We start from the raw sequence: 21,146 nt of genomic DNA, 5'->3' as shown, positions 1-21,146 counted from the left end.
AACCTCTCCACTCATGATCGTCTTTCGGTCTCAGGCCTCGGAGCGCCGCCGGCGGGCGTTGGCGCGGAAGCGTTCTTGGGAGTCCAGGATCGTCTTGCGGATGCGCACCGCGTCGGGCGTCACCTCGACGCACTCGTCCTCGGAGGCGAACTCGAGGGCCTCCTCGAGGGTGAGGCGACGCGGGGGGACGAGGCCCTCGAAGGAGTCCGCGGTCGAGGAACGCATGTTCGTCTGCTGCTTCTCGCGCACGACGTTGACGTCCATGTCCTCGTTGCGCGGGTTCTCCCCCACGACCTGGCCCTCGTAGGTCTCCTGGGTCGGCTCGACGAAGAAGGTGCCCCGGTCCTGCAGACGGATGAGGGCGTAGGCGGTCACGCTCCCGGCACGGTCCGACACGAGGGAGCCGGTCGTGCGGGACACGATCGACCCGGCCCACGGCTCGTAGCCCTCGGCGATGGACGAGGCGATACCCGTCCCCCGGGTCTCGGTGAGGAACTGGGTGCGGAAGCCGATGAGCCCCCGGGCGGGGACGAGGAACTCCATGCGGATCCACCCGGTCCCGTGGTTCGTCATCGTCTCCATGCGGCCCTTGCGGGCCGCCATGAGCTGGGTGACGGCCCCGAGGTGCTCCTCAGGGACGTCGATGGTCATGCGCTCGACAGGCTCGTGACGTACGCCGTCGATGGTGCGGGTGACCACCTGCGGCTTGCCGACGGTCAGCTCGAAGCCCTCGCGACGCATCTGCTCGACGAGGATCGCCAGGGCCAGCTCCCCACGCCCCTGGACCTCCCAGGCGTCGGGGCGCTCTGTGGGCAGCACTCGCAGGGAGACGTTGCCGACGAGCTCGCGGTCGAGCCGGTCCTTGACCTGGCGGGCGGTCACCCTCGCCCCCCTCGTCCTGCCCGCCATCGGAGAGGTGTTGATCCCGATCGTCATGGAGATCGCGGGGTCGTCGACGGTGATGAGCGGCAGGGGCCGCGGATCGTCGGGGTCGACGAGGGACTCGCCGATCGTGATGTCCTCGATGCCGGCCACCGCGACGATGTCACCGGCCCGGGCCTCCTCGGCAGGCTTGCGGTCCAGCCCCTCGGTGACGAGCAGCTCGGAGACCTTGACCTGGCTGAGGGTCCCGTCGTGGCGCGCCCAGGCCACGGTCTGCCCCTTGCGCAGGACGCCGGCCCGGATGCGCAGCAGCGCCAGGCGTCCCAGGAAGGGCGAGGCGTCGAGGTTGGTGACGTGGGCCTGCAACGGGGCCCCCTCCTCGTAGGAGGGGCCCGGGATCCGCTCGATGATCGTGCGGAACAGCGGCTCGAGGTCGGCGCTGGCCGGCATCTGGCCGTCAGGGGGCTGGACGGTGTCGGCGCGCCGCGCCTTGGCCGAGGCGTAGACCACAGGGACGTCGAGGACGGCGTCGAGGTCGATGTCGGGGTTCTCGTCGGCCAGGTCCGAGGCCAGGGACAGGAGGAGGTCGGTCGCCTCCGAGACGACCTCGCTCAGGCGCGAGTCGGGGCGGTCGACCTTGTTGACCACGAGGATGACGGGGAGGTTGGCCGCCAGGGCCTTGCGCAGGACGAACCGGGTCTGGGGCAGCGGGCCCTCGGAGGCGTCGACGAGCAGGACGACGCCGTCCACCATCGACAGGCCGCGCTCGACCTCTCCACCGAAGTCGGCGTGACCGGGGGTGTCGACGACGTTGATGGTCACCCCGTCGGTCAGTCCCGCCTCCTGGGCCGCGGGGCCCGCGTAGTGGACGGCGGTGTTCTTGGCCAGGATCGTGATGCCCTTCTCCCGTTCCAGCTCACCGGAGTCCATGACGCGCTCGGCAGTGTTCTCCTGGGTGGCACGGCTCCCGAAGGCGCCGGCCTCCCAGAGCATGGCGTCGACGAGCGTCGTCTTCCCGTGGTCGACGTGGGCGACGATCGCGACGTTGCGCAGGTCCTGGCGCACAGGCATAAGGGGTTCTTCCTCCGTCCAAGGGGCGCCCCAGGGGTGGGCGGGCCGGAGGGCCTGGAGACCCGCCGGCGCGGGGCGCACAGCGAGCCCAAGGTTATTCGCAGCACGCCCACAGCCGCCATGGCCGGAACGACACGGGTGATGTGCGCCCCATCACGCCCATAGGTGGCAGATATCGGCCGCTCGCCCTGGGGTCACGCCCCGACCGAGGGCATCCGTCCTCCCTGCGCCGACGACGGGGCCGACGGACGCACGCGGCCCGGCGCCCAGGGGACGACGACTCCTGGGCACCGGGCCGGTATCCGGTGGAGAGATGGGCGGGACGCGTTCAGGCCTTCCAGCCGATGAGCTGCTTGGCGATGCCGTAGCGCCCGAAGCCGACGGCTCCAACGTTGACGAGACCGTCCTTGACGGCGACCTTCGACGGTCCGTTGGCCATCGGGATGATGCCGAAGAGCTTGAGGGCCTCGACCTCCAGCTCGTTGGCGGCCTTGATCTGCTCGGTCTCGTCGGCGATGTCCTGCAGCGCGGCGATCTTCTCGTCCAGCTCCGGGGTACCGGTCCCCGAGAGGTTGAGGGTCGAGTCCGAGCCGTAGATCTGCTTGAAGTACGCCACCCCGAAGGGGTCGGAGGCGGCGAAGGACATGGCGAAGATGTCGAAGTCCTTGTTCGTGTAGACGCTCGAGAACTCCGATGTGGCCCTCGCTTGGATCGTCACCTCGATTCCGTTGTCCTTGAGCATCGACTGCAGGGCGGTCGTCACGGCCTTCATCGTCTCGTCGTCGCCAAGCAGCGGCAGGCGCAGGGAGAGCGTCGTGCCGTCCTTCTCGTAGATGCCCGAGGAGTTCTTCGCCCAGCCGGCCTCCTCGAGCAGAGCGGCGGCCTTCTCGGGGTCATAACCGCAGGCCTTGGAGAAGTTGTCCTCGTAGCCCTCCTGGAAGGGAAACAGGAGGAACGAGCCCGGGGGCGTCTCGGAGTAGTCGATTCCCTGGTATCGCACCTTGGACCACGTGGTCCGGTCGATCGAGCGGAAGATCGCCTCACGGACCCGGGCGTCGTCGAGGCCATCGGACTCGGAGTTGAGCATGTAGAGGATCGTGAAGGGCAGGCGCCCGGTGCGGATCGTCACGCCGTCCATCGCCTTGACCTTCGTGTAGCTGTCCTTCGTGACGACGGCGGCGACGTCGACCTCCCCGTTGAGGAAGGCGTTGAGAGACGCCTGGGCCTCCATGACGCGGCAGGTGACCGACTCGAGCTTGCCGGGGTCGCCCCACCAGGCCTCGTTGGGGACGAAGACGACCGATCCCTGCTGGAAGTCGACCGAGGAGACCTTGTAGGGGCCAGCTCCGTACTCGGGACGCAGCTGGTTGAGGTAGGCGGAGTCGAACAGCTCGGCCGAGGACACCGCGGGGTGGAGCATGAGGTTGAACAGGCCCTGCCACCATGCGAAGGCGCCGTTGAAGGTGACGACCGCCTGCTTGGGCGTGGCCCCCTGGCTCACTGAGGGGATGCGCTCGTAGCCGTCGGTCGACGAGGGCTTGTAGGCGGTGTCCTGACCGTTGTTGGCCTTCCAGGTCGTCTCGAATGCGGTCCAGTGAGGTTTTCTCACCGGGGTGGGGCGTGCACCCGGCCTGATCGTTGGGATGCTGGGGGAGGGTGCGTGTCGTGTGGGGGTGCACGCGGGGAGCGCATCCAGGATGGGTTCTGACCAAAGAAGCACCCCTGAATGCGAGGTCCCCGCATGCTGTCCTATCGTGCCACCCTTGACGTGCCATCCGCTACCGCCCGAACCGTGTCGGCCTGGCTGGCGGCTCACCGCCGCTGGCACGACATTCGGCCTCATCAGAGGGCGGCGACGCCCTGGGTGCAGGCTGTGATGGTGCTGCGCTGGCTCAACGGGCCTGTCAAGTTTTTTGTGTAAGCGGGTTGTTCAGAGGTGGGGGTTGATTCGGTCGGGGTAGGCGGTGGCGAGCTGGGCGAGGGCTTGTTTCCAGTTGGTGGTGATCCGGCCCTCGACCACGCGTGGCTTGGCCTTGCGCTTGTCCGCGGGCAGGTTCCTGTCCTTGTCGCGTTCTCGTGCCCGCTTGTCCTCGATGTTGCAGATCGCCAGCCACAGCAGCTTGACAGCGGCCTCGTCGCTGGGGAAGTGGCCCCGGTTCTTGGAGATCTTGCGTAGCTGGTAGTTGAGCGACTCGATGCTGTTGGTCGTGTAGATGACCCGGCGCAGCATCGGCGGGAACGCCAGGAACGGGGTGAAACGCTCCCACGCCCTGTCCCAGGTCGCCACCGTCTCGGGGTACTTGTCCCCCAGGGGAGAGCTGCTGAAGGCCGCCAGGGCCTCCAGGGCGGCCTCCTCACTGGGGGCGGCGTAGACCTGCTTGAGAGCAGCGGCGACCTTCTTACGGTCCTGGTAGGCCACGAACCTCATGGAGGCACGGATCAGGTGCACCACGCAGGTCTGGACCATGGAGTCGGGCCAGGTCGCCTCGATCGCCTCGGGCAGGCCGGTCAGCCCGTCACAGCACACGATCAGCACGTCCTTGACGCCCCTGTTGGCCAGCTCGGCGCACACGTGCGCCCAGAACGAGGCGCCCTCCTCGGCCTGGACCCAGATACCCAGGACGTGCTTGATCCCGTCCATGTCCACACCCACGGCGATGTGGGCCGAGCGGGTGGTGACCCTGTGGTCGACGCGGACCTTGACGCGGATCGCGTCGAGGTAGACCACCGGGTAGAACTCCTCCAGCGGGCGGCGCTGCCAGTCCAGGACCGCCTCGGCCACGGCGTCCGTGATCCTGCTGATCGTCCCCACCGACAGCTCCACACCGAGCGTGGACTCCAGGTGGTGGCGGATCTCGCGCACCGTCATACCACCGGCGTACAGGCTGATGATCATCGAGTCCAGACCGTCCATCCGCCGCTGCCCCTTCCTGACCAGCCGCGGCGTGAAGCTGCCGGCCCTGTCGCGGGGGACCTCGATCTCGAACGAGCCGACCTCAGAGCTGATCGTCTTGACCGTGGTGCCGTTGCGGGCGTTGCCACGAGCCACCGGCGCCTGCTCGCCCTTGTCGTAGCCAAGATGCTCCGTCAGCTCAGCCTGCAGACCCCGCTCCAGGGCCTCCTTGAGCAGGGCCGGCAGCAGCCCGTCGGCGCCCGTCAACCCCACCTCACCCGAGTCGATCCGCTCGAACAACCCGTCCAAGCCACCCGAGGCAACAAGATCCTCAACCACGCCCCGCCCACCAGCAGGACCAGTCTTCTCATCAGTCACAGTCATCAGTCCTTCAAAGAGGGCTTACACAGACCATTGAACACGCCCGGCTCAACGAGGCCACCAGCATGCGCACCCTGGCCCGAGACGCCGGCATCTCGATCGCCACCGCCTACAGGTACCTGCATGAGGCCCTCCAGGTCATCTCCTCCCAGGCCCCTGACCTGATCGAGGTCATCACCCAGCTGCGCCACAAGGGTGAGCCTTTCGTGTGCCTGGATGGCACCCTGATCCGCACCGACAGGGTCGCAGCCCGCACCGAACGGGGCAACCACTCGTGGTACTCGGGCAAGCACAAGGCCTTCGGGGGCAACGTCCAGGTCATCACCGACCACACCGGATTCCCGGTGTGGGTCTCGCCGGTCGAGCCGGGCTCGACCCACGACCTGACCGCTGCGCGCGCCCACGCGCTGCCCGCCCTGTACAAGGCCGCCTCCCAGGGCATGCCCACCCTGGCCGACAAGGGCTACATCGGCGCCGGCATCGGCGTGCTCACACCCGTCAAGGGCGCCAGACCCTGCCCCGACGACGCCACCTACAACCATCTGCACGCCAGTCTGCGCTCGCCTGCCGAGAGGGCCAATGCCATGCTCAAGCACTTCAAGGCCCTCCAACACGTCACCCTCGACCCGCACACCATCACCCACATCACCGCCACAGCCCTCGTCATCATCAGCCTCAACAAACAACCCCGGTGAGAAAGGCTCAGTCGATGGCCGTACCGTCGTTCCACGTCGCCTCATCCCGGATCGTGTAGGTCACGACCGTGTTGGAGTCGACCTCCTCGGCGGTCACGTCCGTGAAGTAGTCGGGGTTGAAGCTCCACTCTCCCTCCGGGCTGTAGAGCGCGAACTGGGGGTTGTACCAGTACCACACGTCCGTGGCGTAACCGGAGGCGTTGCCGTGGAAGGGGTTCTGCTGCTCCCCCAGCTCCTGGAGGGCCACGTTGTAGGTGCCCCCGTTCTTGATCTCGTCGTAGGTCGCCGCCTCGTAGTCCGCCGCGGGAACCTCGGTCGTCGTCGTCGCCGAGTCCCCGGAGGAGCCGGAGCTGCAGGCGGCGAGCACCGCGGCCGCGCCCAGGGTCGATGTTCCGAGGATGAATGTCCGTCTCTTCATGGGTATCACGGTCCTTCGATGTGTCGGGTGTGGGATCGGGTGCTGGTCGTGGTTTGGTCGGAACCTGAGGGGCCCATCGCCGGACGGGTCCGGTCACTGCCGGGAGCGGGGCTCTGGAAGGCTGCGCTCCGCCCAGTGGCAGGCGACCTCGTGGCCGGGGCGGAGCACGCGGGCGCGGGGGCGCTCCTCGCGGCAGCGCCGTCGGTCGGGCTCGTCGAGCGTGCGCAGGACGGGGCAGCGCTGGGCGAAGGCGCAGCCGACGACCTCCTCGGTCGGGCTGGGAAGGTCGCCTTCGAGGACGATGTGCTCCCTGGCGCGCTCGACGACGGGATCGGGCACCGGGATCGCCGACAGGAGAGCGCGGGTGTAGGGGTGGGCGGGGTTGTCGAAGACCTCCCCCACCTGCCCGGACTCCACGAATCTGCCCAGGTACATGACCGCCACGTGGGTCGAGATGTGTCGCACGACCGACAGGTCGTGTGCGACGAAGACATAGGAGACGCCGAGCCTGGCACGCAGCTCGTCGAGGAGGTTGATCATGCCCGCCTGGATCGACACGTCCAGGGCGGAGACCGGCTCGTCAAGGACGATGACGTCGGGCTTGGAGGCCAGAGCCCGGGCCAGGCCGATGCGCTGGCGCTGGCCTCCAGAGAAGTTGCCGGGAAAGCGCACCGCCTGGGTGGGGTCCAGACCGACGAGGCGCATGAGCTCATCGACGCGTGCCTCGAGGTCACCGTCGTAGCCGAAGGCCCGCAGTGGCTCGGCGATGATGTCGTAGATCGTCAGACGCGGGTCGAGCGCCCCCATCGGGTCCTGGAAGACCATCTGGATGCCCCGGCGTGCGCGTCTGCGCTCGGTGCGGGACATGGCCGTGACGTCCCTGCCCCCGAGCTCGAGCACGCCGCTCGTGCTCGAGGCCCCCAGGTCCATGATCTCGAGGAGGGTCGTCGTCTTACCCGACCCCGACTCCCCGACGATCGACAGGGTCTCTCCCCGCCTCAGCTCGAAGGAGACGTCACTGACGGCGTAGACCGTCCCGACCCTCCTCTTGAGCACCGTGCCCTTCATGAGGGGGAACTGCTTGGACAGGCCCTCGGCGCGCAGGACGACGTCGCGCTCGGAGCGCGCCACACCCTCCATGATGTCCTCGGGAGGAGGCGGTGGCGCAAACAGCGGCTCGCCGTCGATCAGCCCGTCGTCGATCTCCCGGGCGCGCACGCAGGCGGCCGCGTGCACACCGTCGCCCTCAGTGCCTGCTGAGACCTGGACCAGGTCGGGCTCCTGCACGCCGCACTGCTCGACCGCCACCGGGCACCGGGGCCGGAACGGGCACCCGGGAGGCAGGTCGATGAGCACCGGAGGGTTGCCCTCGATCGGCACGAGAGGCGCGTCCTTCTTGCGATCGGGCCGCGGCACCGCCGCGAGCAGCCCGATCGTGTAGGGCATGCGTGGCGCGCCGAAGAGCTCGTGCACGCTCGCCTGCTCGACCGGCCTGCCCGCGTACATGACGACGACGTCATCCGCCGCGTTGGCGACCACGCCCATGTCATGGGTAATGAGGATGACCGCCGCGTCCGTCTCACGCTGCGCCGTCTTGAGCACCTCGAGTATCTGGGCCTGGATCGTCACGTCGAGGGCGGTGGTCGGCTCGTCGGCGATGATGATCCGCGGGTCGTTCGCGATCGCAAGGGCGATGACGACGCGCTGCCTCATACCGCCGGAGAACTCGTGCGGGAAGGCCTTGGCCCGCCGCCTGGGGTTGGGAATCCCCACGAGGTCGAGCAGCTCGACGGCGCGCTCCCAGGCCCGCGCACGGTCGATGTCCTGGTGCACCCGGAGGGCCTCGACGATCTGGTCTCCGACGGTGAACACCGGGGTGAGGGCCGACAGCGGGTCCTGGAAGACCATACCGATGTCCACGCCCCGATGCGCTGACATCTCCCGGTCACTCAGCCCCAGGATCTCCTTGCCGGCCAGACGGACGGATCCTGTCACCTTCGCCGACTCCGGCAGCAGCCCCATGATCGCCATGGACGACACGGACTTGCCCGATCCAGACTCCCCGACGATCCCCAGCGTTCGCCCGGGCATGAGGTCGAAGGACAGACCGCGCACGGCGTCGACCCGTCCGGTCTCGGAGGGGAAGGCGACCGCCAGGTCCCGGACGGCCAGGACCGGCGCGCTCGTCGGTGTGCTCAGTTGCTGGGTCATGCGTGGCCTCCCGCGGCGGAGCTGGGGTCGAGCGCGTCGCGCAGACCGTCGGATATGAAGGCCATGGACACCGTCAGCAGGGTCAGCGCCCCGGCGGGGAAGTAGAACAACCACGGCGAAGCAGTCACCTGGTTGACCCCCGATCCCAGGAGCGTGCCCAGCGACACGTTGGGCGGCTTGACCCCCAGCCCGAGGAAGGACAGGCCCGTCTCGCCCATGACGGTCGAGACGACGCCCAGGGTGAGGTTGACGACGAGGAGCGAACCGATATTCGGGATGATGTGTCGCAGGACGATGGTCACGCCCCCCACTCCCATATAGCGGGCCGCCATGACGTACTCGCGCTCGCGGATCGACATCGCCAACGACCAGATGATCCGTGCGTAGTACATCCATCCGAACAGGATGAGGACAACGATGAGCACCTTCCAGTCCCCGCCCTGGCTGGCCACGATGAGCGCGACGAGCAGGAAGCTCGGGACGATGAGGAGGAAGTGGATAAGCGCGAGGATGGCACGCTCGGCCCTGCCTCCGAGGTAAGCGGCGACGGAGCCGACGAAGGCCGAGATGAAGGTCGTCGCCGCCGAGACCGTGATCGCGATGACCAGGGAGATGCGCAGGCCGTGGACAACCTGCGCGTAGAGGTCGTTGCCCCCGCCATTGGTCCCGAACCAGTGCTCCGCGCTAGGAGGCGAGTCGAGGGCCAGGAAGTCGGTGTCCTGATAGTGGTGCTGGGCAAACAGCCCGCCCAGGAGCGCGAAGAGGACGAGCAGGGCGAGAATCACCAGCCCGACCATCGCCATCCGGTTGCGCCGGAAACGACGCCAGTACAGACTCCCGCGGGAGATGCGTCGAGGTCCTGCCTCCGGAGTCGCCGCACTGGGCTCGGGCCGTGGCACTGCCACGGCTAGGGGCGTTGGTACCGTGCTCATCTCAGCTCACCCGCACTCTCGGGTCCAGGGCGACGACGACCATGTCTGCCAGGATCGCCCCGAGGGCCGTCATGGCCGCTCCGAACGCAGCAACTGCCACCGCGCCGTTGATGTCGTTCTTGGAGATCGTCTCCACGAAGTAGCGGCCCATGCCCTCCCAGCCGAAGATCGTCTCGGTCATGACCGCACCGGTGAACAGCGTCGGGATCGTGAAGGCCACTGACGTAGCCACGGGGATGATCGAGGTCCTCAGGGCGTGCTTGCGGATTGCCTGGCTGCGAGTCAGGCCCTTGGCCCGAGCGGTGCGCACGTAGTCGGCGTTGATGTTGTCGAGCAGGAGCGAGCGCTGCATAAAGTGCGTCCCTGCGTAGCCAGTCATGACCAGCGCAATCGTCGGCAGGACAAGGTGCCTGGCCGCGTCCAGAAGCCTGGGGCCGATTCCCTCGACGCCAACGGACTGCGCTCCCGTGACGAACAGGACGGTCGAGCCCATCCTCTGGTTGAACCAGATTCCGGCCATGACGACGATCATCGCGGCGACGACGATGTGGATGTTCATCGCGATGATCGAGATTCCCTGCCACACCCGGTCGGCACGCCTGTACTGGCGGGAGGCCGTGTAGACGCCAAGTCCAACCCCCAGGAGGGTCATGAGGATCGACGCTCCCAGGACGAGCTCGGCACTCACCCACACACGGAAGGCGATCTCGTCGTTGACCGAACCACCGGTGGGAGAGCTCCCCCAGTCCCACCGGGTGAGGACACCGGTCAGCCAGGTCCACCAGCGCTCGAGGATCGGGTCCTTGTCGTTGAGGTTGTACTGGGCCAGCATCTGGTCGATCTGGGACTCAGGGAGCTTGGGGCGCCGCGCAACGTAGTTCGAGCGAGGGTTGAGGTAGAAGCTGGCCAGGAAGTAGGTGAGGTTGGTGGCCAGGAAGATCATGCCGAGCCACCCCAGGGCCCGACGCGCCATGTACCTGATCACAGCCCTCCCCCGCTCCATCGCAGTGGGCTCGGTGCGGGGAGCCGGCCCGAGGACGGCGTCGCCTCCCCGCTCATCACAGCAGACACCATCATCTCGACTCCTCAGGTCGGCGCGGGACGGCGGTCACCACCGTCGGATGTGGTGCGTCAGGAGGGGGCACCGCACGGACGCCGCCGAAACCCGTTCACCGAGATCATGATAGCCAGCGCAGTCCGGGGCTTGTGACACAACCGTCATCCGGGCGGCTCCTGGAGACTGAGGAATCCTCTGTGCATGAGGTCCTCAGCCTCCAGGCGGCACCGGCCGAGGCGAAACAGGGGTGCAGCGGCTCAGGGCACTGAGTACAGCTCGATGCTGGCGCCGGGGACGGCGTCGATGAGCTCGCGGGTGTAGCTCTCCTGCGGGTTGGCGAAGATCTCCTCGCACGGCCCGGCCTCGACGATCCTGCCGTGCTCCATGACGACGACGTCGTCGGCGATCTGGCGGACCACCGCGAGGTCGTGGGTGATGAACAGGTAGGTCAGGCTCAGCTCGTCCTGGAGCTCGGCCAGGAGCCTGAGGATCTGGGCCTGGACGAGCACGTCGAGGGCGGAGACGGCCTCGTCGAGCACGATGACCTCCGGCTTGAGCGCCAGCGCACGGGCGATGGCCACGCGCTGGCGCTGCCCTCCGGACAGCTCCCCCGGGTAGCGGCGCATGACCGAGCGGGGCAGGGCCACCATGTCGAGCAGCTCGGCGACCCGGGCCTCCCGGGCGGCGCGGTCCCCGACCTGGTGCACGCGCAGGGGCTCCTCGATGACCCTGAAGATGGAGTACATCGGGTCCAGAGAGCCGTAGGGGTTCTGGAAGACCGGCTGCATCGTGCGCCGCAGGGCGAAGAGCTTGTCGCCGCTCAGGGTCGACAGGTCCACCCCGCGGTGGAAGACCGTGCCCGAGGTCGGCTCGAGCAGCTTGAGGACCATGTTGGCCACCGTCGACTTGCCCGAGCCGGACTCACCGACCAGGGCCGTCGTCGTGCCCCGGCGCACCCCGAAGCTGACGTCGTCGACCGCAGTGAGGGTCTTGGCGTCCCCCTTGGCCCCGCGCACCTCGAAGACCTTCGTGAGGTTCTCGACGCGCACGACCTGCTCGGCGTCGGCGTCGACGTCGTGGGAGACGAGCTCGTCGGCCGCCGTCTCGACCCCGGCGGCGTGAGCCGACTCGATCCTGCGGCTGGCCAAGGACGGGGCGGCCTTGACGAGGCGCTGGGTGTAGGGGTGGCGGGGGTCCTGGGTGGTTTCAGGGGGTGAGTGCAATGGGTGGTGCTTGGGAGAGGGGCTGGTTGTGGTGCGTGGGGTGTGGCCTGGTGTGGTTCGCGATGGTGTGCGGGAGCTGATCGAGTCGGGTTGGTTGGCTCGCGAGGCGGGGGCTTGTTTCTCGGTGCCTCAGTCCACGGTGTCGGACTGGTGCAGGCTGTGGGGTATGAGGATGCGGCACGGGGCCAGGGAGGGCGGGATGGTCGGGACGACCAGGCCTGCTGGGCGTGGTCGGGGCGGGTCGGGGGACGGGTTCGAGGTGATGGTCCGGGGTACCGGGCACGGCAGGCGTCTGGGGGCTCAGGGGCGCGGCGCGATCGCTGCGGGCCTGGCCAGGGGTGATTCCCTGGCCTCGATCGCCCGGTTCCTGGGGGTGGCTGTCTCCACGGTCAGCCGCGAGGTCGCTGCCGGCGGGGGCCGGCAGGCCTACGACCCCCAGGCCCGCCACGCCCAGGCCCGGGCCGCCAGGGCACGGCCCAAGGCGCGTGTGCTGGACTCCAACGACCAGCTGCGGGCCCTGGTGGTCCAGGGCCTGAGACAGCGGTGGTCGCCCCAGCAGATCAGCCGCCGTCTGGCTGCGGACCACCCCGAGCGCGATGATCTTCGTGTGAGCCACGAGACGATCTACCAGTCCCTGTACGTCCAGGGCCGAGGGACGCTGCGCGCCGAGCTGGGCCGTCACTACAGGCTGCGCACCGGGCGGAGTCGGCGCGTGCCACGCTCGGCCCTGGCCGGGCCCCTGGCCTCCAGGCCCTGGCTGGCCGACGCGCGTATCAGCACCCGCCCGGCCCAGGTCGCCGACCGGGCCGTGCCAGGCCACTGGGAGGGCGACCTGGTCATGGGCGCGGGCAACCGCACCGCGATGATCACCCTGGTCGAACGCACCACCCGCCTGGTCCTGATCGCCCCGCTGCTGACCGACCACACCGCCACCACCGTGGCCACGGTGCTGGAGACCATGATCAAGGGCCTGCCCCGCTCCATGGCCCGGTCCCTGACCTGGGACCAGGGCGGCGAGATGGCCCAGGTCGCCCGCTTCAGGACCGCCACCAACCTCGAGGTGTACTTCTGCGACCCCCACAGCCCCTGGCAACGAGGAACCAACGAGAACACCAACGGCCTGATCCGCGAGTTCTTCCCCAAAGGCACCGACCTGTCGACCTACCCCCTCCACGCCTTCGAACAGGCCCAGCACCTCCTCAACACCCGCCCCCGCCAGACCCTAGACTGGGCCACACCCGCAGAAGCCTTCAACAGGCTCCTGCAGAAAACAGAACACGACACCACCATTGCACTCACCACCTGAAACCACCCTGGAGGACCTCGAGGCTGGGGCCGGACTCGACGACGCGCCCCCGGTGCATGACGACGATGTGCTCGGCCCGCTCCGCGGCCAGGCCCAGGTCGTGGGTGATGAACAGGGTGGCGGTTCCCAGCTCGCGGGTCAGACGCCCCAGGTGGTCCAGGATGCGGCGCTGGACGGTCACGTCCAGCGCGGAGGTGGGCTCGTCGGCGATGAGCAGGCGGGGCCGGGCCGCCAGGCCGATGGCGATGAGGGCCCGCTGGCGCATCCCCCCGGAGAACTCGTGGGGGTACTGGCGGGCGCGCCGCGCCCCGTCGGGCAGCCCGGCGTCCTGGAGGAGCAGGGCCACCTGCTCGTTGACGTCGATCCTGCCGGTCTCACTGGTCTGCGTGCCGTCCTCGGCGGCCAGGGCCGCGAGGCGGTCGTCGGCGACGCCGGCCAGGCCGTTGGCCCTCAGCGCCTCCTTGACCTGGAAGCCGATCGACCACACCGGGTTGAGGTTGCTCATCGGGTCCTGGGGGACCAGGCCGATCTCGCTTCCGCGCAGCCGACGCAGCCGGGAGGCCGAGGCGTGGGCGATGTCCTCCCCCTCGAACAGGATCTGGCCGCCGGTCACCCTCCCCGTGCCGGGGAGCAGGCCGATGACGGCGTGGGCCAGGGTCGACTTGCCTGAGCCGGACTCCCCCACGATGGCCACCGACTGGCCGGGGTAGACCGTCAGGTTCGCCTGGCGCACGGCCTGGACGGTGCCGGTCGAGGAGCGGAAGGCGACCTCGAGCTCGCGCACGTCGAGCAGGGGGGCATCGGAGTCGGCGCCGTGGCCGGGGACGGGTCGTGGAGTCACTTTCGGGCCTTCGGGTCGAGGGCGTCGCGCACCGCGTCGCCCATCATGATGAATCCGAGCACGGTCAGGGCCAGGGCGCCGGCCGGGTAGAGCAGCACGGACACGTGGTCGCGCAGCGCGGCCTTGGCGTCGGCGATGTCAGCCCCCCAGGACACGATCGAGGGCGGCAGCCCGATGCCCAGGAAGCTGAGGGTCGCCTCGGCCACGATGAAGGAGCCGAGCTGGACCGTGGCCGTCACGATGATCGGTGCCGCGGCGTTGGGCAGGATGTGGCGGGTCAGGATGCGCAGGCGTCCCGACCCCAGCGAGCGGGCGGCCGTCACGTAGTCCTCGTTCTTGACGCCCATAACCGCCCCTCGGGTGATGCGGGCGATCTGGGGCCAGCCGAACATGGCCAGCACCGCCACGACCGTCATGATCGAGGAGCTGCCCTTGAACATCTGCATGACCACGATCGCGGCCAGCACGAAGGGGATGGCGAAGAAGATGTCGGTGACCCGGGACAGCAGGGAGTCGAAGAAGCCGCCGAAGTACCCGGCGATCGCTCCGACGATCGAGCCGATGACCACGACGATCGCGGTCGTGAGCACGCCGACGCTCACCGAGGCCCGCGCTCCGTGGACGGTGCGCGCGAAGATGTCGCAGCCCTGGCGGGTGAAGCCGAAGGGGTGTCCGGCGGAGGGCTCGCCGTAGGAGTTCGACAGCTGGCAGAAGGTCGGGTCGGTCCGGGTGAACAGCCCCGGAACGATAGCCAGCGCGAGGGCGCAGACGATGAGCAGGGCGGAGAACCAGAAGATGGGGCGCCGACGCAGCTGCTTCCACGCCTCCCCCCACATCGAGGAGGGCGCGCTCTCGTCAGCGACGGCGTCGACGGCGCCCAGGCCCTGCTCGTCGACCTCGGCGACGAAGCGCTCCTGTCCGGGCCGCGCGGCGGTGTTCTCAGGGGACTTAGGCATAGCGGATCCTGGGGTCGAGGGCGGCGTAGAGCAGGTCGACAACGAGGTTGGAGACGATGAACACGACGATGAGCACCGTCGTGAATGACACCACCGTGGGCCCCTCCCCCTGGAGGATCGACCGGTAGAGCGTCCCGCCGACGCCGTTGATGTTGAAGATGCCCTCGGTGACGATCGCCCCTCCCATGAGGGCGCCCAGATCCGCGCCCAGGAAGGTGATGACGGGCACGAGGGAGTTGCGCAGCACGTGCACGAGCATGACGCGGGTCCCGCTCAGCCCCTTGGCGCGGGCGGTGCGCACGTGGTCGGCCGAGAGGTTCTCGGCGACCTGCGTGCGGGTCAGGCGCAGCACGTAGGCGAAGGAGACCGCGCCCAGCACCATGGCCGGCATGAGCAGCTCCTTGAACCCTGGGGAGTTGCCCGCCGTCACCGGCAGCCACCCGGCCTTGACGCCGATGAAGAACTGCATGACGAAGCCGATGACGAAGGTGGGCACGGCGATGACGATGAGCGAGACGACGAGCACGGTGGCGTCGAAGAAACCGCCCTTGCGCATCCCCGCGACGAGGCCGACCGTGATACCCGCGACCGCCTCGATGGCCAGGGCCAGGACCGCGAGCTTGATCGTGACCGGGTAGGCGGTGGCCAGGACCTCCGTGATCTCCCTGCCGCCTCGCAGCGTGGTCCCCAGGTCGAGGGTGAACACACCCTTGAGGTAGAGCAGGTACTGGACGATGAAGGGCTTGTCCAGGTTGTAGTCGGAGCGGATCTGCTCCTGGACGGCGGGGCTGAGCGTGCGCTCACCGCCCAAGGCCGCGACGGGGTCCCCGGGCAGGGCGAAGACCATCGCGTAGATGAGCAGCGTGGCCCCGAAGAAGACGGGGACCATCTGCAGGAGCCTGTGTCCGGCGTAGCGGAGCATCGGCGCCTCCTCGTGGGTGTGACAGGCCGCGACGGCGGCAGGGACGGGCGGGGCGGCCCGTCGTGCCGGGGCACGACGGGCCGCGGCGGATCAGAAGGCGGAGATGCCCTCGGCCTTCTCCCACAGGCTCTTGGCCTCGGCCTCGTCGAAGGTGAGCACCTCGTTGCCGGCGACCTTGTCCTTCCAGCCCTTGATGACCGGGGAGGTGTAGTCGGAGGCCGGCGTGCGGGTCTCGTAGTAGAGGGTCTCGCAGATCTCGGCGCGGTTGATGGCCCGCGACAGGGCCGCACGGCGCGCACGGCCCTCCTCGTCCATCTTCCAGTGCTCGGCGTTGACGTTGATGGAGAAGCCCTGGATGACGGCACCCGGCTTGTTGACGGCACGGTCCCCGAGCTCGGAGGTGAAGGTCGACAGCGCCGAGTCCGGGATGGCGTCGAGGATGTCGACGGCGTCGGCCAGCAGGTCGTTGTACGCGGCGTCGTAGTCGGTGTAGAGGGTGAAGGTGACGCCCTCGTTGGCGGGCTTGCGTGAGCCGTTGTAGGACGGGTTCTTGGCGAGCACGACCTGGGAGTCGTGGTCCCAGGTGGTCAGGGTGTAGGGGCCGTTGCCCACCGGCGCCTGACCGAAGGCCTCCATGTCGGCGAAGGCCGACTCGGGCAGCGGGAAGAAGGCCGAGTAGCCCAGACGCAGCGCGAAGTCGGAGGCCGGGGCCTTGAGGGCGATCGTGAAGGTGAGGTCGTCGACCTTGGCCAGGCCGGTCAGCTCGGAGTCCTCGTCGTAGGAGAAGCCCTCGATGACCTCGTAGAAGTAGCTCGACAGCTGGGCGTTGGACAGCAGCGCACCGTAGTTCCAGGCCTTGATGAAGGAGTCTGCGGTCACCGGGGAGCCGTCGGAGAAGGTCCACCCGCTCTTGAGCTTGACGGTGAAGTGCTGGTTGTCCTCGGTCTCGATGGACTCGGCGACCTCGTTGACCACCGAGCCGTCCTCGGCGTAGGACACCAGGCCCGCGAAGAGGAGGTCGACGATGCGGCCTCCACCGACCTCGTTGGTGTTGGAGGGCACGAGCGGGTTCTGCGGCTCGGTGCCGTTGGCGAAGACGATCCCGTCGGAGGCGGAGGTCGTCGCCGCGTAGTAGAGCGGCACGGAGTTCCAGCCCCACGTGACGTTGGACACCTTGGTCGAGTACCCGCCGAAGCCGTTCTGGTACCACAGGGGGATCGTGGGCAGGTCGGCGAACAGGACGGTCTGGGCCTGCTCGTAGAGGGACAGGGCGGAGGCCTCGTCCGCGGCGGAGGCGGCCTGAGCCAGGAGGTCGTCGAACTCGGTGCTCGAGTAGTCAGAGTCGTTCGAGCCCGCCCCGGTCTGGTACTGGCTGCCCAGGAAGTTGGCCATCGAGGGGTAGTCGGCCTGCCAGCCGGTGCGGAAGGCGCCCACGATCGTGCGATCGGTGATCTGCGTGCGCAGCTCGGAGAACTGGGCGATGGGCAGAGGCTCCATCGTGATGCCCAGGGTGTTGGACACCGAGTTGCACACGGCCTCGACCCACGCCTTGTGCGGACCGTCAGCGTTGTAGGCCAGCGTGAGCACGCCCGAGCCGTTCTTGCCCTGGCCGGAGGCCGCGGAGGACGAGGAGCTGGACGAGCCGGAGCCCGAGCCGCAGGCTCCCGACAGCAGCACCGCGACGGTGGCGGCACCGAGCCCGAACGTGCGACGGGACAGCATGACATTGCGCATGGATCAACCTCCAGGATGCGTGAACAGGCAGTTCAGCGGCCGACACCGTCGTTGGTGTGCGGCGTTCGATCGCCTGAGGATACTCCATGTCATCTCAACACCGCCTTAACAAACTCTGCATCGCGGTACCCCAGGCCTCCGGCCGCCCCGTCTCGCCTCCCGCCCCAGCCGCGGAAGCGCGCGCCAGGGGCGCCGGACCGGGGAGCCGGCCGGGGCCCACCGGCCCTCACTGACAGCACTGGGAGATCGAGCACACCACCAGGGCCTGCGGGCTCGGCCTCACCAGGCCCGCGCGAGAAGCTCGTAGGAGCGACGTCGCGCCGCGGCGTCGTGGGCGTAGGTGACCACGAGGAGCTCGTCGAGGCCCCAGCGCTCGGCCAGGGCGTGCAGCCGGGAGGCGACGTCGTCGGGGGTGCCGACGAAGGACAGGGCCATCGCCCTCGTCACAGCGATGTCTTTGCCGCCGGCCAGCTCCCGCCACGCCTCAGGGCTCGCCACGGGCTCGTCCAGCGGGCCCGGACGACCACCGAGGATCCGGGCGGTGCAGGCCATCGCGGTGGAGAACAGACGGGTCGCCTCCTGCTCGGTCGGCGCCACCATGACGTTGACGCCGGCCGCCACGTGGGGCTGGCCGTCGGAGAGCACCCCCGCCACCGACGGGGCGGAGTCCTGCGCCGAGGCGAAGACGCTGCGATAGCTCGTGATCGCCGCCTCCGCCTGGGCGGGAGCGAAGTGCGAGGCCACGGCGAAGGGCAGCCCGAGGGACCCCGCCACCCGGGCGCCGTTGACCGAGGACCCCAGGATCCACGTCTGGGGACGCGTGCCCTCCCCCGGCACGGCACGCACCCTGTGCACCGGGTCGGGCGCGGAGCGGACACGCCCGATGCCGTCGGGCACGGTGAACACCGCCTCGCGGGGACCCGCGTCGGCGTGGACGGTGACCGAGACGGTCGGGGACTGGGAGTCCGAGGGAAGGAGCGAGCCGGGGACCCCCAGACCGGCGGTGCCGGGGTCCTGCGTGAGGTAGGTGAGGGTCTCGACCACCTCGTCGGCGAAGGAGGAGGGATCGGCCTCGCGACGGCGCAGGGCCGAGGCGGTCACGGGGTCGGTCCCCGGAGCCCGCCCCAGCCCCAGCCCCACCCGGCCCGGGTAGAGGGCGGCGAGTGTCCCGACCTGCTCGGCGATGACGAGCGGGGGGTGGTTGGGCAGCATGATGCCCCCCGAGGCCACGCCGATGCGCTCGGTCGAGGCCAGGACCTGCCCCATGAGGACCGATGTGGCGGCCGCGAGAAACGTCGTCGAGCCGTGGTGCTCGGCGATCCAGTACCGGTGCAGGCCCGCGGCGTCTGCGGCGCGAGCGAGCTCGACCATCTCACGCAGGGCATCGGCACGACTGCGTCCGGCCGAGACGGGAACGAGGTCGAGGACGGACAACACAGGGCGCGCGGGAGTCATACAAGCACGATAGGTGCCAGGCGGCCCGCGATCCAGGGACGCAGGTCGGCCGTCCGCAGGCGCGTGGCGCCCGCGGACGGCCGGTGCGGGGTCTCGAGCCCTGCGGGCACGGCCCGGACGCCGCGCGACAGCGGCGCCGCAGCCGGCCTCGTGCTTGCCCCGTGCTTGCCCCGTGCTTGCCTCGTGATCGCCCAGGGCCTGCTCAGCGCCTGCCCAGGGCGGCTCAGGGCGGCTCAGATGCGGCGGGTCGGGAGCGTCGAGGCGACGACGGACTTGAGGACGTCGCCGATGATGAAGGGGACGAGGCCCAGGGTGACAGCGGCCTGCCACGTCACGCCCGTGACGGCCTTGAGCCAGATGAGGCCGGGGACGTAGACGCAGGCCGAGGCCAGGAGCATGAGGCCCAGGCGGGCCAGCAGGCCGTAGCGCGGGCCGTCCGCGGTGCGCGAGGTGGCGTGCCCCGCGACGGCGGCCGCCAGGCCGTAGCCCAGGACGTATCCGAAGGAGGCCCCGACCCCCGAGCTCCAGCTCACCAGGACCGGGGCTCCCAGCGCCGCCGAGAGCGCGAACAGCCCCACGGAGCCCAGGGCGCGACGCGAGCCGAGGACCCCGCCGACGCACAGGGCGGCGAAGGTTCCCAGCGTGACAGGCACGGGGGTGAAGGGCAGGGGCAGGGAGATCTGGCCGATGAGGGCGATCGCGACCGCGCCCGCCAGGACGAGGCCGAGCTCGCGGGCGATATCGAGCGGCAGGGAGCGGCCGCGGGCGACGGCGGCGGACTCGGTCGAGACGGAGGTGGTGCGGTTCGTCGTCATGCCACAACCGTACGGCCCGCACGACCCACGGCGCAGCACAGAAGAACGCCGGTAAGGTCGTCGCGCGATTGTGGGCAACCTCCAAAACGCACGTCGTGCCGCTCCGGTTCCGGCGCCTGGAGGAGCCCCCTGCCCCGCCCGGGGCTGCGTCGGCGTCCGGGGTCGGGCTCAGGTCCGTGCGTCGACCCAGTCAAGGATCTCCGCGGTGACCTCCTCGCGGTTGGACTCGTTGAGCAGCTCGTGACGGGCACCGCGGTGCAGGCGCAGGCTGACGTCCCCCGAGCCCGCCCTCCTGTAGGCCCTCGCCACCTCGCGAGGCCCACGCCCCCGGGCGCCGACGGGGTCGCGGTCGCCCGACATGACGAGCACGGGCAGGGTCGAGGGCGTCGCCTCGACGACCTGCGGGCGAGCGACGTCGCGCACTCCCCCGGCCAGGTCACGGTAGAACGCCGCCGAGGAGACGAAGCCGCACCACGGGTCGGACAGGTAGGCGTCGACCTCCTGAGGGTCGCGGCTGAGCCAGTCGAATCGGGTGCGCCGGGGACGCAGTCCCGCGTTGTACCTGGCGAAGACGAGCCGGTCGAGGCCCGGGCTCGTGGCCCTCGCCCCGCGCACGCGCACGGTCAGCGCACCGAGCGCCTGCCCGACCACCCCGACGGCGCCCGGGTCCCCGCCCGTTCCGAGCACGATCATCCCCGCCAGGTCGGCTCCGCGTCGCGCCGCCGCGAGGCGTACGAGGAAGGACCCCCAGGAGTGGCCCATGAGGACGACCGGGACGCCCGGCCAGGTCCTGAGCACGACGTCGAGCACCTCCTCGAGGTCGGCGAGAACCAGGTCCCACCCGCCCGAGTCGGCCACGTGCCCGAGCAGCCCGTCGTGCGCACTCGCCCCGTGCCCGCGGTGGTCGTGCGCGACCACCGCGTGACCGCGCGCCACCGCCGCCTCGGCGAAGCGCCCGTAGCGGGCGGAGTGCTCGGCCATGCCGTGAGCCACCTGGATGATCGCGCGCGGGAGGGGCCCGGCGTCCTGCGAGGCGTCCCCGAGGGCCGAGACCCCGTCGGGCAGCCAGCTGCGCACCGTCAGCGCGGCGCCGTCACGCCCGGGCAGCTGGGTCACGGACACCTGCATCGGAGGACCCCTTCCCTCGAGCTCTCCTCCCAGGCTATCAGCGCCGCCCACGCCCCCAGGCGTCCGACGACGCAGCTCCCAGCGACCCGACGACGCAGCACCCTCCGGCTCGCCCCGCCGTCTCGCCGACGGCCGCCTTCTCGCCTCGTGGACCCACCCACCCCGGGGCGCCACGAGGAGGTGGGACGGACCCGGAGGCGGGACCCCGACCGGGCCCGATACGGTG

At 69.6% G+C, this 21,146-nt stretch carries 15 protein-coding genes and 3 pseudogenes; 3 read left to right on the top strand and 15 right to left on the bottom strand.

Annotated features, from left to right (window positions below):
• Positions 1 to 30: 30 nt before the first annotated feature.
• Together typA and EL245_RS11195 are read right to left on the bottom strand one after the other, a co-directional pair.
• Entirely contained in the window at positions 31 to 1,953 is a 1,923-nt protein-coding gene (gene typA / locus EL245_RS11200) for a translational GTPase TypA (RefSeq protein WP_126383190.1), read from the bottom strand.
• A gap of 328 nt (positions 1,954 to 2,281) precedes the next feature.
• On the bottom strand, positions 2,282 to 3,562 hold the full coding sequence (locus EL245_RS11195; protein WP_161512714.1) for an ABC transporter family substrate-binding protein: 1,281 nt from the start codon (positions 3,560 to 3,562) through the stop codon (positions 2,282 to 2,284).
• A gap of 132 nt (positions 3,563 to 3,694) precedes the next feature.
• On the opposite strand from EL245_RS11195, the pseudogene EL245_RS13275 reads away from it, so the two are divergent.
• A pseudogene (locus tag EL245_RS13275) lies at positions 3,695 to 3,844 on the top strand (IS5/IS1182 family transposase); the annotation flags it as partial.
• A gap of 39 nt (positions 3,845 to 3,883) precedes the next feature.
• Here the strand turns inward: EL245_RS13275 and EL245_RS11190 are convergent.
• Positions 3,884 to 5,230 (bottom strand): IS256 family transposase, encoded by a 1,347-nt coding sequence (locus EL245_RS11190; protein WP_164719441.1) that lies wholly within the window; start codon positions 5,228 to 5,230, stop codon positions 3,884 to 3,886.
• Between the two features lie 62 nt (positions 5,231 to 5,292).
• Between EL245_RS11190 and EL245_RS11185 the strand changes: the two genes are divergently transcribed.
• On the top strand, positions 5,293 to 5,922 hold the full coding sequence (locus tag EL245_RS11185; RefSeq protein ID WP_126383188.1) for an HARBI1 family protein: 630 nt from the start codon (positions 5,293 to 5,295) through the stop codon (positions 5,920 to 5,922).
• 7 nt (positions 5,923 to 5,929) lie between these two features.
• Here EL245_RS11185 and EL245_RS11180 read toward each other — a convergent pair whose 3' ends face one another.
• The 5 genes and pseudogenes from EL245_RS11180 to EL245_RS11160 all read right to left on the bottom strand — a co-directional run.
• On the bottom strand, positions 5,930 to 6,340 hold the full coding sequence (locus EL245_RS11180; protein WP_126383187.1) for a twin-arginine translocation signal domain-containing protein: 411 nt from the start codon (positions 6,338 to 6,340) through the stop codon (positions 5,930 to 5,932).
• A 93-nt stretch (positions 6,341 to 6,433) separates the two neighbouring features.
• Entirely contained in the window at positions 6,434 to 8,551 is a 2,118-nt protein-coding gene (locus EL245_RS11175) for a dipeptide ABC transporter ATP-binding protein (RefSeq protein WP_126383186.1), read from the bottom strand.
• Complete coding sequence (locus EL245_RS11170; protein WP_126383185.1) at positions 8,548 to 9,483, bottom strand: ABC transporter permease; 936 nt, start codon at positions 9,481 to 9,483, stop codon at positions 8,548 to 8,550. Before EL245_RS11170 ends, EL245_RS11175 begins: the two co-directional genes overlap by 4 nt.
• Position 9,484: 1 nt before the next feature.
• A complete protein-coding gene (locus EL245_RS11165) occupies positions 9,485 to 10,456 on the bottom strand; it encodes an ABC transporter permease (protein ID WP_232009745.1) in 972 nt (323 codons plus the stop codon).
• A 341-nt stretch (positions 10,457 to 10,797) separates the two neighbouring features.
• Positions 10,798 to 11,748: pseudogene (locus tag EL245_RS11160) on the bottom strand (ABC transporter ATP-binding protein); the annotation flags it as partial.
• 277 nt (positions 11,749 to 12,025) lie between these two features.
• On the opposite strand from EL245_RS11160, the gene EL245_RS11155 reads away from it, so the two are divergent.
• Positions 12,026 to 13,069, top strand: coding sequence for an IS30 family transposase (locus tag EL245_RS11155; protein ID WP_164719463.1), 1,044 nt, complete (start codon positions 12,026 to 12,028; stop codon positions 13,067 to 13,069).
• A 7-nt stretch (positions 13,070 to 13,076) separates the two neighbouring features.
• On the opposite strand, the pseudogene EL245_RS11150 reads toward EL245_RS11155, so the two are convergent.
• The 7 genes and pseudogenes from EL245_RS11150 to EL245_RS11120 form a co-directional block, all read right to left on the bottom strand.
• Positions 13,077 to 13,910, bottom strand: a pseudogene (locus EL245_RS11150) (ABC transporter ATP-binding protein); the annotation flags it as partial.
• Positions 13,907 to 14,866, bottom strand: coding sequence for an ABC transporter permease (locus EL245_RS11145; protein WP_126383183.1), 960 nt, complete (start codon positions 14,864 to 14,866; stop codon positions 13,907 to 13,909). The gene EL245_RS11145 and the pseudogene EL245_RS11150, both read right to left, overlap by 4 nt.
• A complete protein-coding gene (locus tag EL245_RS11140) occupies positions 14,859 to 15,788 on the bottom strand; it encodes an ABC transporter permease (protein WP_126383182.1) in 930 nt (309 codons plus the stop codon). Before EL245_RS11140 ends, EL245_RS11145 begins: the two co-directional genes overlap by 8 nt.
• Positions 15,789 to 15,878: 90 nt before the next feature.
• Entirely contained in the window at positions 15,879 to 17,522 is a 1,644-nt protein-coding gene (locus EL245_RS11135; protein WP_126383181.1) for an ABC transporter substrate-binding protein, read from the bottom strand.
• 279 nt (positions 17,523 to 17,801) lie between these two features.
• Positions 17,802 to 18,977, bottom strand: coding sequence for an LLM class flavin-dependent oxidoreductase (locus tag EL245_RS11130; protein ID WP_126383180.1), 1,176 nt, complete (start codon positions 18,975 to 18,977; stop codon positions 17,802 to 17,804).
• 233 nt (positions 18,978 to 19,210) lie between these two features.
• Entirely contained in the window at positions 19,211 to 19,792 is a 582-nt protein-coding gene (locus tag EL245_RS11125) for a biotin transporter BioY (RefSeq protein WP_126383179.1), read from the bottom strand.
• 168 nt (positions 19,793 to 19,960) lie between these two features.
• The gene (locus EL245_RS11120) at positions 19,961 to 20,908 is read right to left on the bottom strand and encodes an alpha/beta fold hydrolase (protein WP_232009744.1); all 948 of its coding nucleotides are present in this window, start codon (positions 20,906 to 20,908) and stop codon (positions 19,961 to 19,963) included.
• Positions 20,909 to 21,146: the final 238 nt, after the last annotated feature.

Origin of the sequence: Actinomyces howellii (genome assembly GCF_900637165.1) — a bacterium.
Lineage (GTDB): Bacteria > Actinomycetota > Actinomycetes > Actinomycetales > Actinomycetaceae > Actinomyces > Actinomyces howellii.
This window is presented reverse-complemented; position numbering and strand designations above follow the sequence as displayed.